The organism is Pandoraea sp. SD6-2, assembly GCF_000389825.1.
In the GTDB taxonomy this organism is placed as follows: Bacteria; Pseudomonadota; Gammaproteobacteria; order Burkholderiales; family Burkholderiaceae; genus Pandoraea; species Pandoraea communis.
On the sequence record NZ_KB944426.1, the window covers coordinates 144,142 to 156,719 of the forward strand.

Annotated in this window: 11 protein-coding genes; 6 read left to right on the forward strand and 5 right to left on the reverse strand. The window is 64.5% G+C overall.

Annotated elements, in window-relative coordinates; all coding sequences use genetic code 11:
• Positions 1 to 12 precede the first annotated feature (12 nt).
• On the reverse strand, positions 13 to 579 hold the full coding sequence (gene folE, locus C266_RS05360) for a GTP cyclohydrolase I FolE (RefSeq protein ID WP_010806227.1): 567 nt from the start codon (positions 577 to 579) through the stop codon (positions 13 to 15).
• Between the two features lie 199 nt (positions 580 to 778).
• Here folE and C266_RS05365 point away from each other — a divergent pair, with 199 nt between their 5' ends.
• Genes C266_RS05365 through C266_RS05380 form a run of 4 tightly spaced genes read left to right on the forward strand, consistent with a single transcriptional unit; the run spans position 779 to position 5,403 of the window.
• Positions 779 to 1,744 carry an HlyD family secretion protein gene (locus tag C266_RS05365; RefSeq protein ID WP_010806228.1) on the forward strand — a complete coding sequence of 322 codons (966 nt, stop codon included), beginning with the start codon at positions 779 to 781 and terminating at the stop codon, positions 1,742 to 1,744.
• Entirely contained in the window at positions 1,741 to 2,733 is a 993-nt protein-coding gene (locus tag C266_RS05370; RefSeq protein ID WP_010806229.1) for an ABC transporter ATP-binding protein, read from the forward strand. Before C266_RS05365 ends, C266_RS05370 begins: the two co-directional genes overlap by 4 nt.
• Positions 2,730 to 3,872, forward strand: a complete 1,143-nt coding sequence (locus C266_RS05375) for an ABC transporter permease (protein WP_010806230.1) — start codon at positions 2,730 to 2,732, stop codon at positions 3,870 to 3,872. The genes C266_RS05370 and C266_RS05375 overlap by 4 nt, the downstream gene beginning before the upstream one ends.
• A gap of 7 nt (positions 3,873 to 3,879) precedes the next feature.
• Positions 3,880 to 5,403 carry an efflux transporter outer membrane subunit gene (locus tag C266_RS05380; protein WP_051126152.1) on the forward strand — a complete coding sequence of 508 codons (1,524 nt, stop codon included), beginning with the start codon at positions 3,880 to 3,882 and terminating at the stop codon, positions 5,401 to 5,403.
• Here C266_RS05380 and C266_RS05385 read toward each other — a convergent pair.
• Positions 5,388 to 6,314 (reverse strand): LysR family transcriptional regulator, encoded by a 927-nt coding sequence (locus C266_RS05385; RefSeq protein ID WP_010806232.1) that lies wholly within the window; start codon positions 6,312 to 6,314, stop codon positions 5,388 to 5,390. The two genes, C266_RS05380 and C266_RS05385, sit on opposite strands and share 16 nt — an antisense overlap.
• A 181-nt stretch (positions 6,315 to 6,495) precedes the next feature.
• Here C266_RS05385 and C266_RS05390 point away from each other — a divergent pair, with 181 nt between their 5' ends.
• Both C266_RS05390 and C266_RS05395 read left to right on the forward strand, forming a co-directional pair.
• Positions 6,496 to 6,915, forward strand: coding sequence for a VOC family protein (locus C266_RS05390; protein ID WP_010806233.1), 420 nt, complete (start codon positions 6,496 to 6,498; stop codon positions 6,913 to 6,915).
• Positions 6,916 to 7,038: 123 nt separating this feature from the next.
• Positions 7,039 to 7,743 carry a fumarylacetoacetate hydrolase family protein gene (locus tag C266_RS05395; RefSeq protein ID WP_010806234.1) on the forward strand — a complete coding sequence of 235 codons (705 nt, stop codon included), beginning with the start codon at positions 7,039 to 7,041 and terminating at the stop codon, positions 7,741 to 7,743.
• Between the two features lie 735 nt (positions 7,744 to 8,478).
• Here the strand turns inward: C266_RS05395 and glpK are convergent.
• The 3 genes from glpK to C266_RS05410 all read right to left on the reverse strand — a co-directional run bounded on the left by glpK (position 8,479) and on the right by C266_RS05410 (position 12,569).
• The gene (gene glpK / locus C266_RS05400; RefSeq protein WP_010806235.1) at positions 8,479 to 9,981 is read right to left on the reverse strand and encodes a glycerol kinase GlpK; all 1,503 of its coding nucleotides are present in this window, start codon (positions 9,979 to 9,981) and stop codon (positions 8,479 to 8,481) included.
• Positions 9,982 to 10,011: 30 nt separating this feature from the next.
• The gene (gene glpD / locus C266_RS05405; protein ID WP_010806236.1) at positions 10,012 to 11,550 is read right to left on the reverse strand and encodes a glycerol-3-phosphate dehydrogenase; all 1,539 of its coding nucleotides are present in this window, start codon (positions 11,548 to 11,550) and stop codon (positions 10,012 to 10,014) included.
• A gap of 185 nt (positions 11,551 to 11,735) precedes the next feature.
• Positions 11,736 to 12,569, reverse strand: a complete 834-nt coding sequence (locus C266_RS05410) for a DeoR/GlpR family DNA-binding transcription regulator (protein ID WP_010806237.1) — start codon at positions 12,567 to 12,569, stop codon at positions 11,736 to 11,738.
• Positions 12,570 to 12,578: the final 9 nt, after the last annotated feature.

Here is a 12,578-nt window from a genome sequence, read left to right on the forward strand (position 1 = left end):
ACCGCTGCGCGATCAATTGTCGCGAGCGAGCGCGAGGAACTCGGTGCGCAACGCCAGATTGGGCTGCAACTCGCCAAGCATCGAAGACGTCACCGTCTCCTCACCCGCCGTGCGAATGCCACGGCTTTCCATGCACATGTGACGGCACGACACCACCACACCGACGGCCTTCGGTTGCAGATGCGTCATCAGCGCTTCGGCGATCTGCGTCGTCAGACGCTCCTGCACTTGCAAGCGGCGGGCGAAGCAGTCGACCAGACGCGTGAGCTTCGACAATCCGACGATCTTGCCATTGGGCAGATAGCCGATCGTCGCCTTGCCGAAGAACGGTGCGAGATGGTGCTCGCAATGACTATAGACAGGGATGCCCCGCACGACGATCAATTCGTTGTACTGCTCCGCCCCGTCTTCGAAAACCTTGAGTACTTCGGCCGGATCCTGAGCATAGCCGGCCGTCCATTGACGCCATGCTTTTTGCACACGCGACGGCGTTTCGTGCAGGCCGGGGCGGTTCGGGTCTTCGCCGATGTGTTTCAGGAATCGCTTCCAGTCGTTTTCGTCGAACGTGTCGTGAGACATATCAATCAAGCTCCTTGCATGAAGTCCGGTGCGCTGCGCCGCTACGGCTCGCGCGCCCCGTGCGCCGCCGGACATGTGCGCACACAATAGCAGAGAGTCCCCGTGCGCGCATGGCGCTCACCCCGATTGCCCCGGATTGATCGCTCCGGCGCTTTTGCGCTAAGGTGGCAGCGGACAACCGCAACGCACGAGGCGTGTCATGCAGGCATACACTCGCATGTGCACTACCGCGACGACCCTTGCCGTCACGGCCGCGCTGACCGGCTGTGGCGATCACGGCCCCGCGCCATGGCAAGGCTATGTAGAAGGCGAGTTTGTCTATGTCGCTTCCTCGCAGGCCGGAACGCTTCAGACCCTGTCGGTCGGGCGCGGCCAGCAGGTCAAGGCGGGCGACGCCCTTTTCGATCTCGAATCCACGTTCGAGCTTGCCGCGCAAGCCCACGCGCGCAAGACGCTCGCCAGCGCCGAAGCGCAATTGCGCGATCTCGACACCGGCAAACGTCCCGACGAAATCGCGGTATCGGCCGCGCAACTCAAGCAGGCCATCGCCGTGCGCGACAAGTCGATCGCCCAGTTCGACCGCGATCAGGCGCAATACGCCGCAGGCGGCATTTCCCGCGAGCAACTCGACGCCAGCCGTGCCGATGCACGCAGCAGCACCGCACACGTACAGGAACTGCAAAGCAGCCTCGCTGTGGCGAGGCTGCCGGGCCGCGAAGCTCAGCGGCAAGCCCAGGCAGCGCAAGTCGACGCGGCGCGTGCCTCGCTTGCGCAGGCCGATTGGCAGCTCGCGCAAAAGCACCCGGGGGCGAGTGCTGCCGGGCGCGTGTACGACACGATGTATCGCGTTGGCGAATGGGTTGCGGCAGGCAGCCCCGTGCTGCGGCTGCTGCCGCCGGGCAACATCAAGGTCCGCTTCTTCGTGCCGGAGACCGTGCTGGGCAGCCTGAGTGCCGGGCAAACGGTGCATATTGCCTGCGACGGATGCGGCGCAGGTGTCGACGCCCGCATCACCTATGTCGCCCATCAGGCGGAGTACACGCCACCGGTCATCTACAGCAACGACACGCGCGACAAGCTCGTCTATATGATCGAAGCCCGCCCCGCCCCGGCAGACGCCGCCAAGCTCAATCCGGGACAGCCGGTGCAGGTGACGCGCCCATGAACGGCCGCGACGCGCCGCCGCCCGATACCGCTGCGTTGCGAGGCAGTCGCGACGGTCATGGAGATCTCGCCATCGACGTGAACGGACTGAACAAGCACTTTGGTGACAAGCACGTCGTCCGGAACGTATCGCTGCAAGTGCGGCGCGGCGAGATCTTCGGCTTTCTCGGCCCGAACGGCAGCGGGAAGACGACCTGCATCCGCATGATGTGCGGGTTGCTCACGCCCGACTCGGGCAGCGGCACCTGCCTGGGCTTCGACATCGTCCGCGAGAGCGCGCAAATCAAGCGTCAGGTCGGCTATATGACACAACGCTTCTCGTACTGGGAAGACCTGACGATTCGCGAGAATCTGGATTTCGTTGCGCGCGTGTACGGCATGCCGAACCGGCGCGAAGCGGTCGATCGCGCCATTGAAGGGCTCGGCCTGAAAGGCCGCGCAAAGCAGTTGACCGGCTCACTCTCGGGCGGCTGGAAACAGCGCCTCGCACTCGCGGCATGCATGCTGCACGAGCCGCAGGTGTTGCTGCTCGACGAACCGACCGCCGGCGTCGATCCGAGCGCCCGGCGCGACTTCTGGGAGGAACTGCACGAGTTGGCCTCACGCGGCATTTCCGTGCTCGTGAGCACGCATTACATGGACGAAGCGGAGCGGTGCCACAAGCTCGCTTACATCTCCTACGGCGAGTTGCTCGCGAAGGGCACGGCGTCGGAGATCATCGACAGCCAGCACCTGTCGACATGGACGGTACACGCCGACAATCTCGTCGATCTGGCGCGCGAACTGCGCGCACAACCCGCCGTGGCGCAGACGGTCGCGTTCGGCGACGCGCTGCACGTCAGCGGGCCGGACGCCGACACGCTCGGCAAGGTGTTGCACGAACTGGCGGGGGCACGCGGGCTGCGCGTCACCCCCATCGACACCAGCCTGGAAGACGTCTTCATCTACCTGATGAGCCACGCGAAGGACAACTTCGGAGACCACGCATGAGCACGCTGCTGGGGTTCTCCATCGCGCGGTGGTGGAGCATTGTGTGCAAGGAGTTCCTGCAACTGCGCCGCGACCGCGTGACTTTCGCGATGATCGTGGGCGTGCCGCTCGTGCAACTGACGCTCTTCGGCTTCGCCATCAACACCGATCCGAAGCACATGCCCACTGCGGTGATCTTTGCCGACGACAGCGAATTCACACGCAGCTTCGTGGCGGCGATGGAGCACTCGGCGTACTTCCACGTGACTGAGAGGCTCACGAGCGAGCAAGCGGGACGCGCCGCGCTGGCACAGGGCCGTGTTCAGTTCGTGCTGAATATCCCCGCCGACTTCACGCGACGGTTGTTGCGCGGCGAACGGCCCGCGGTACTCATCGAGGCCGACGCGACAGACCCAATGGCCATGGCCTCGGCACTCGGTGCGCTACCCGCCATCGCGCAATCGGTCGCGCAAAAAGATCTGACCGGCCCGCTCGCGCCGCTCGCTGGCGGGCAGAGCCCGTTCGACGTGCAGGTGCACCGGCTGTACAACGCTGAGGGGATCACGCAATACAACATCATCCCCGGGCTGATGGGGGTGATTCTGACGATGACGCTCGCCATGATGACGGGGCTCGCCATCGTGCGTGAACGCGAGCGCGGGACGATGGAAAATCTGCTCGCCACGCCGGTGCGGCCCGTCGAACTCATGACGGGCAAGATTGTGCCGTACATCGCCATCGGCCTGATTCAGGCGAGCATTATTCTTATCGCTGCGCGTTTCGTCTTTCACGTGCCGTTCGAGGGCAGTGTGATTGCCATCTATCTCTCGGCCCTGGTCTTCATCGCGGCCAATCTCACGGTGGGCATCGCGCTCTCGTCGTTCGCGCAGAATCAGTTGCAGGCCATGCAACTCACCGTGTTCTATTTCCTGCCGAACATGCTGCTCTCGGGCTTCATGTTCCCGTTTCGCGGCATGCCTGCGTGGGCACAGGCCATTGGCAATGTTCTGCCGCTCACCTATTTCAACCGGCTCATTCGCGGCATTCTGCTCAAGGGCAACGGATGGGGCGATGCCTGGCATGACCTGTGGCCGCTGCTGGTCTTCTCCGCCGTGCTCATGGCGGTGGCCGTCAGGTTCTACAAACGAACGCTCGACTGAGGCCATCATGAGAGTTGCCCACCGTGCGCGTCGTCACTCCCCTGCCCGCAGCGCATTGCCATGGCTCGCGCTCGGGCTTGGCGCAACGCTCGCTGCCTGCGCGGTCGGGCCGGACTTCCACACGCCGGAACCTACGGACGTTGCTCGATACACGACCGCCACGCAACTCTCGTCGACCGCCGGAACCGGCGGCGCACAGGGTGCGGCGCAAACGCTCGTTGCCGGGGACGACGTGCCATCGCATTGGTGGACCCGCTTCGGCTCACCCGCACTGGACGCGCTCGTCGCCCAGGCCCTGGCCGATAGCCCGACCCTGCGACAAGCGCAGGCCAAGTTGCGTCAGGCGCAGGAAGACTACCGCGCGCAAGCAGGTGCGCGATTGCTGCCGTCGGCCGATCTGAAGCTCTCCGGCACACGCGAGCAGGTCGATCTCGCATCGTTCGGCATCACCAGCGTGCCGAGCCCCGGGCCTTTCACCCTGTACAACGCGAGTGTCAACATCGCTTACACGCTGGATGTCTTCGGCGGGAATCGACGCGTGCTGGAAGGTCTGGCCGCCCAGATCGACTACCAGCGCTTCGAAGCGGAAGCCGCCCGGCTCTCGCTCGCGGGCAATGTGGTGACGGCGGCCCTGCGGCAAGCCAGTGCACGAGCCCAGCTCTCGGCACTGGAAGGCATGGCGAGCGCACAGCGGGCACAGCTCGATATCACGCGCGCGCGGCAACGTGCGGGGGGTGTCGCACTGCTGGACGTCGAGAATCAGGCCGCGCTCGTTGCGCAGACCGAAGCACAGTTACCCACGCTGCGCTTGCAGATCGCCCAATACGATCATCAATTGGCTCGCCTGACCGGTCAGGCACCGGGGGCGTTCACGTCCCCCGTCATCGATCTCAATGGCCTGACACTGCCGCAGACGGTTCCCGTTTCCCTGCCATCGACACTGGCCCAGCGACGCCCGGATATCCGCGCGTCGGAAGCCCTGCTGCACAAGGCAAGCGCCGACGTCGGCGTGGCGACTGCGAATCTTTACCCGCAATTCACGCTCTCCGGCAGCTTCGGCACCCAGCGTATGCGAACGGCCGATCTGGGTAACGGCATCAACATCTGGAGCCTCGGGATGAACCTGCTCCAGCCGCTGTTTCGCGGCGGCGAATTGCACGCGCAACGGCGCTCGGCGCTCGCGGCTTACGACGCCGCACTGGCGTCGTATCAGGACACCGTGCTGCTCGGCCTCGCGCAAGTCGCCGACGCCATGCGCGCGCTGGAGGCCGACGCTGCCGCCCTCACCGCCCGTGACGATGCCGCCCGCCGGGCGGAAGCGGCGTTCCGGATAGCGAGCGAGCGATATCGCGTGGGGGGTATCAGCCATCTCTCGCTACTCGACGCGCAACGGCAGGCACTCGACGCCACTCGTGCCCGGCTCGACGCACAAGGGGCTCGTCTGACAGACACGGCCGCGCTCTGGCAAGCACTGGGCGGGGCAACGACGGCGCCGGTCGAATCGAGGGCCGGAACCTATCCCAGGGACTGAGCTTCATCGGCGAGACATGTCATCAACGTGGCAACCGGCGCACGTTTGAGCGCCGATTGACGCACGAGTACGCCCAGCTCGCGTGTGAGCGGCGCGCCGGAGAGCGGCAGCACCTGAACACCATGAACAGCTGCCGCGCCGGCTTTGCCCGCCTTCCCCGCAGCCTGACCGTCGACGGGCAGGCCGATGAGCGTCGCAGGCACGATCGACCATCCCAGCCGCGCACGCACCAGACGAAGAATGACTTCGGGCTCGTCCAGTTCCACCCCTTCGCGCACCCAGAAGCGGTGCCGTCGCAGGTATCGTTCGACCAGATCGCCGCCGTATGAGCGCCGGTTGTAGCGCACGAAGGGCATCTCCGCCACCCAATCGGCCACCGTACCGCGAGTCCCCTTCGGCGCGATGGCAACGTAAGGCTCCTGCATGAGCGTGAGCCATTTCATATCGGCGGGCACCCCGATGCGTGGCCGGATCATCACCGCCAAATCGAGTTCCTTCGCGTCGAGCTGCCCCAGCAATTGCACCGACATGCCCGGCACGATGTTCAGATGCGGCATCGCCCCGAGCGCCGTCCAGCGTTGCACCGCCCCCGGCAACAAACCAAGCTGCACCGTGAGGATCGCACCGACATGGATAGGCGCCAGTGCCGCTTGCGCGTCGTGCGTCCCGGCCTCGCCGCGCATGGCCTGATACCCGGCGATCACCCCTTGCGCCTGCGCGAGCAGGCGGCGGCCATCGTCCGAGAGCGACACGGCGCGTCCGGTTCGCTCGAAAAGCTGCACGCCGAGATCCTCTTCGAGACGCTGAATCTGCGCGCTCACGGCCGACTGCGTCAGTCCGAGACGCGCGCCCGCCGCCGAGAACGAAGCGGTTTCGGCTGCCGTGACGAAGGTTTTCAGGTAACGGATCATTGATCGAAAATTTTGTTTCTGAGCGGTTGAATTATTCGTTTCTGATTATTTTTATCGATGGATAGAATCTACAGCAAATCGGCGAGGCCGTTCCGCCCGCCGATGGACAAGGAAAAAAGACCTCCGCGAGACCACGCGGCATTCGAATCTCGTTCAACCCCACATTGCGCCGGAGTCCCACATGGTTACACCGCTCTTTCATCTTGCGTTCCCTGTCGATGACCTCGAAGCGGCCCGCCGCTTCTACGGCGGCGTGATGGGCTGCGCCGAAGGCCGTAGTTCGGATCACTGGATCGATTTCGATTTTTTCGGGCATCAACTGGTCGCGCATCTCTCGCCGGACGAGGCGGGCAAGCGCATCACGAATCCGGTCGACGGCGACGAGGTTCCCGTCCCGCATTTCGGCGTTATCCTTGACATGCCCGCGTGGCATGCGCTGGCCGATCGTCTGCGCGCCGCCGGGACCCGTTTCGTGATCGAACCGCATATTCGCTTCGCCGGACAGGTGGGCGAGCAGGCGACGCTGTTCTTCTACGACCCGGCGGGCAATGCGCTGGAGTTCAAAGCATTTGCCGACCTGTCGCAGGTCTTCGCCAAGTGAGGCCGTGCGTCATGCCGCTCCACTGTCGCTTGCGCCGGTAGGCGTGAGGGTATTCAAGGCGCCGTCGTGTGGTGGCGCCTGTGTTTTGTTGGTTATTGTTTCGTTTCAGCCAAGAGTCTTCTCATGAGCCAATTCGTTATTTCGGCCCCGCCTCAGGCGTCGGTCGCCGTCGCAGGCAGCGACGCTCGTTTCCCGGTGCGCCGCGTGTTCTGCGTCGGCCGTAACTACGCCGCGCACGCGCGCGAGATGGGTAGCAATCCGGATCGCGAGCCGCCGTTCTTCTTCATGAAGCCGGCCGACGCCGTCGTTGCCGCCGAAGGCACACTGCCCTACCCGCCGCTCACGAGCGAGCTGCATCACGAAATCGAGCTGGTCGTCGCCATTGGCGCCGACGGCGAGAACGTCGATGCCAGCCATGCGCTGTCGCTGGTGTGGGGTTACGGTGTCGGCGTCGATCTCACGCGCCGCGACCTCCAGCAACAGGCCAAAGACACGCGCCGGCCATGGGACTGGGGCAAGGCGTTCGACGCCTCGGCACCCTGCGGCCCGCTCCACGCGGTGGCAGAAGTCGGTCATCCGAAGCAAGGCCGCGTGTGGCTGGACGTGAACGGCGAGAATCGTCAGACCGGCGATCTCAATGAGTTGATCTGGTCGGTGCCCGACCTCATCGCCGAGATCTCGCGCAGCGTGAAGCTCGCGGCGGGCGATCTGATCTTCACCGGCACGCCTGCCGGCGTCGGGCCGCTCGAACCCGGCGACAAGGTCAGCGCCGGTGTGGCAGGCGTGGGCGAGATCGCTTTCACCATCGGCAAGAAGCCCGCGGCCTGACCCATCGTCGTCCGACTGATTTTGCAGGTTCCGCACCGGCAGACCGGCAAGGATATCCACAGCTACTGTTGATAACCCTTTGCATAAGTACTCGGCCGGCGGCGCAAACGCCCGCCAGCATTGAGTGTCAAGTGCATTGCCTAATTTGCCGTCACCGGTGCGGCATCCGACGCCTTGAACGGATGCCCCCTGCAGCGCCATGCTCCGTTCCGCGCACCACGTCCCCCTCACCTTTCATTCCTGAAACGTTTTCGTCCGAAAGGCTGAGCACAGCCCGTTTCGAACATTGAACTTCCCTGTCGATTCAATGAGTTGCAGCCATTGGCATGCTTCTCGCATCGGTAAGGATGCAAGCCGTCCGCCTCCGGGAAAGTCTCTTCGCCCGAGTCGACCGCCTCGGGAATCAAGTCATGCACGCCACATGGCCCCGGCACGCCCGATGCCAATCCCTCGCCGGGAGCGCCCCGGACGCGGACGGACTGCACCAGTGACCGATTGACGTCGGACGATGGGAAATGTTCAGGGAGGGGATCATGCAAATGCGCCGCACCGGGCCTTGCGCCCTAAGTCCCTGCGCCCGGTCGCTCGCGCCTGCGAGTCCGGCCAAGTCAGCCCGCCGTCAGCCGCGCGAGCGGTGCGCGAGTTGGCGGCACCGGCGGCACGATGCCGCCGGAGACCGGCGCCATGTGGCGCCCGGAAGAGCCTTACGCTGAAGCCAACCCTCGTCAGGTGGCTTCAGCCCTCTTCCGCCCAGACCTTGGCGGCACGCACCGCGCGCTGCCAACCCCTGACAGCACGATCGACATCGCTCTCGGAGAGCTTGCGGGAAAAGCGCCGCTGTAGCTGCCATTGGCGTTGCAGCGCGTCGATATCCGGCCAGAATCCCACTGCGAGTCCGGCGAGATAGGCGGCACCTGCGGCCGTCGTCTCGATGACCCTGGGACGCACCACGTCCGCCCCCAGCAAATCCGCCTGCCATTGCATCAGGAGATCGTTGGCCGCCGCGCCACCGTCGACCCGCAACTCCGACACATGCAAACCGGCGTCGGCTTCCATCGCGCGCAAGACGTCGAGCGTCTGAAACGCAATGCTGTCGAGTGCCGCACGCGCCACATGGGCGGCGGTGGTGCCGCGCGTCGCGCCGAACAGTGTGCCCCGCGCGCGTGGCTGCCAATGCGGTGCGCCGAGCCCGGCGAATGCCGGCACGAGGACGACACCATCGGCGTCGGGCACGCTGGTCGCGAGCGCTTCCACGTCGCGAGAGTGACGGATGATGCCCAACCCGTCACGCAACCACTGCACGACCGCACCGCCGATGAAGATGCTGCCCTCCAGCGCATAGTCCACCCGATTGCCGATCTTCCAGGCCACCGTCGTGAGCAGGTTATGACTGGACGCCTGCGGCTTGCTGCCGGTGTTCATCACCATGAAGCAGCCCGTGCCGTATGTGTTCTTCACCATGCCTGGCGAGAGACACATCTGCCCGAAGAGGGCTGCCTGCTGATCGCCCGCGATGCCCGCAATCGGCACCGGCACGGAGAACAGTGGCGTGGCCGTATGTCCGAACACTTCGCTCGACGAGCGCACCTCCGGCAACATGCTGCGCGGCACGTCGAGCAGCGCGAGAAGTTCGTCGTCCCACGCGAGCGTGTGGATGTTGAAGAGCATGGTGCGCGATGCGTTCGACACATCCGTCACATGCAGCCTGCCGCCCGTCAAATGCCATACGAGCCAGCTATCGATCGTGCCGAAGGCGAGGTGCCCCGCTTCGGCGGCGGCGCGCGCGCCATCGACGTGATCGAGAATCCAGCGAATCTTGGTGCCGGAGAAGTACGAATCGACACGCAGTCCGGTGCTGCTGGCGACAAGATCTTCCTTGCCTTGCGCACGCAACTGATCGCAGAAATCCGCCGTCCGGCGGTCCTGCCAGACGATGGCGTTGTATACCGGCTCGCCTGTGCGGCGATCCCACACGACAGTCGTCTCGCGCTGATTCGTGATGCCGATGGCAGCAATGTCGCTCCCGCCCAGGCCCGCATGTGTCAGCGCTTCGGCGGCAACGCCGGCCTGCGTCGACCAGATTTCGCGCGGATCGTGCTCCACCCAGCCGGGGTGCGGATAGATCTGACGGAATTCCTTCTGCGCGGTCGCCACGACATGGCCATCGCGATCGAACAGCAACGCTCGCGAACTGGTCGTGCCCTGGTCGAACGCGAGGATGTACGCTCCTCCTGCCATTGCGCTTGTCTCCTGTTTTTTCTGCGGGCGTCAGGCAGCCATTTCCATGTGCTGTGCAAACCATCGCTGTACGCTGGCTTCGCCGTCCTTGCCGACATGCAGACCGAGTTTGGTCCGGCGCCACAGCACGTCCTGCGCCGTGCGCGCCCATTCGTATTGCACAAGATAGCGCAGCTCGGCTTCATACAGATCGCCGCAGATGCGTTGCCCCAGAGCGTCGAGCGAATTCGCTTCGCCAATCAGCACATGGGTGCGTGTTCCGTACGTGCGCGCGTAACGATGCGCCAGCGCCTGCGGCAGCCACGGCAACTGAGCGCGCAGCGACGTTTCGAAAACCCCCGCATCCGGCTCGGCCATGTCGCCGCCCGGCAGCGGCGCGCCCGCCGTCCAGTCGCCGTGCGTGAAGCCCAGCGGGCCATGCAGATGCGACATCGCCTCTTCCGCGAGACGACGGTATGTCGTGATCTTGCCGCCGAACACCGACAGCAGCGGTGCGCGCTTGCCGGTCGCGTCCAGTTCGAGCTTGTAATCGCGCGTGACGGCCGACGGGTTCGAAACCTCTTCTTCCATCAACGGCCGCACGCCCGCATAAGTCCAGACGACATCGCCAGGCACGATCGGCTTGGTGAAGTATTCGCTGGCCGACCGGCAGAGATACACGATCTCGTCGTCGTCGATCTCGACCTGCGCGGGGTCGCCGTGATACTCGATATCGGTCGTGCCGATCAGCGTGAAATCGCGCTCGTAGGGAATCGCGAAGATGATGCGCTTGTCAGGGTTCTGGAAGATGTAGGCGTGATCGTGATCGAACAGCTTGCGCGTCACGATATGACTGCCCTTGACCATACGCACGCGATGCGTCGCATTCTGACGCAGTACGTCGCCCAGCAGATGCCCAACCCACGGCCCGGCAGCATTGACGATGGCCCGCGCACGCACGGTCTGGTGCGTGCCCTCGGGCGTCTCCAGCTGGGCCGTCCACATGTGCTCGCCGCGATCCGCGCCGATGAGCTTCGTGCGCGTGAGGATCGTCGCACCGCGCTCGGCGGCGTCCTGCGCGTTGAGCACGACCAGACGCGCGTCCTGCACCCAGCCGTCCGAGTAGACGAAACCACGCGACAGGTCACGGCGCAGCGGCGCACCCGCCGGATGCCGGCGCAGATCGATACCGCGCGAGCCGGGCAGCATTTCGCGTCGAGCAAGGTGATCGTAAAGGAACAGGCCCGCGCGAATCAGCCACGCAGGACGAAGATTCGGCATATGGGGCATCACGAAACGCAGCGGCCACATGATGTGCGGCGCGGCACGCAGCAACACTTCACGCTCCTGCAACGCCTTGCGCACCAGACCGAACTCGTAGTACTCGAGATAGCGCAGACCGCCATGAATCAGCTTGGTGCTCGCCGACGAAGTATGAGACGCCAGATCGTCCTGCTCGACGAGCAACACCCGCAAACCGCGACCGGCGGCGTCGCGCGCAATGCCCGTCCCGTTGATCCCCCCGCCCACGACCAGCAGGTCATAAGGGGCAAGCAGGTTGTCCGATGGCGATTGAGTGGATGTCTGCACGTCGTCACTCCCGTGTGATGGGCGTTAAATCAGAGAAAGTTTGAAAATGTTCGTTTACGTTCAATTAAATTCGTTTTCGAACATATATACTCGGATTTTAGCAGATCACGTCGTTTGAGTTTCGAATTCGCGCATTTCCCTGCCCGAATGTGCGAGTTCGCACCTGCCCCTGACCGCCACGCGTGTCAGTCCGCGACGTGTACCAGCGTGCCCGCCTCGGCGATCACCTGCGCCATGCTTTCGGGCACCGGGCGATCGGTGAACAGGGCGTCGATCTGAGACAGGTGCCCCAGCCGGACAAGCGCCGGACGTCCGAACTTGCTGTGATCGGCCGCCAGAAATACGGTGCGGGAGTGCGCGATGATCGCCTCGGCCACGCGGACCTCGCGATAGTCGAAGTCTCGCAGCGTGCCGTCGGTATCGATGGCGGAGATGCCGATGATGCCGAAATCGACTTTGAACTGACGGATGAAGTCGAGCGTGGCCTCGCCGGTCACGCCCTGGTCGCGGGCGCGCACGACGCCGCCGGTGATGATGACCTCGGCGTCGGCGTAGCTGCTCATCATGGCCGCGACGTGCAGGTTATTCGTGATGACGCGCAAGCCGCGATGACGAGACAACGCCCGGGCCACGGCTTCCGTCGTGGTGCCCAGATTGATGAAGATCGATGCATGATCGGGGATTTGTTCCGCGAGGCGTACGGCGATGCGGCGCTTTTCATCGGCCAGATGCGTCTGACGGGCGTCGTAGGCGTCGTTCTCCGCCCCGCCCGGCAGGCCAACCCCGCCGTGGTAGCGGCGTACCCATTTGCGCTCGGCCAGAAAGTTGATGTCGCGCCGGATGGTCTGCGGTGTCACATCGAAGCGCGCAGCCAGTTCGTCGACCGTAAGAAAGCCGTCGCGGCGAACGGCGTCGAAAAGCGCCTGCTGGCGCGGGTTCAGCGAGGCCTGCCCGGCATCGCCAGCAGAGGAGAGTCCCTCTGAGACATCAATGGATTCGGCGGATTCGGTATGGGACATCGGCACGCA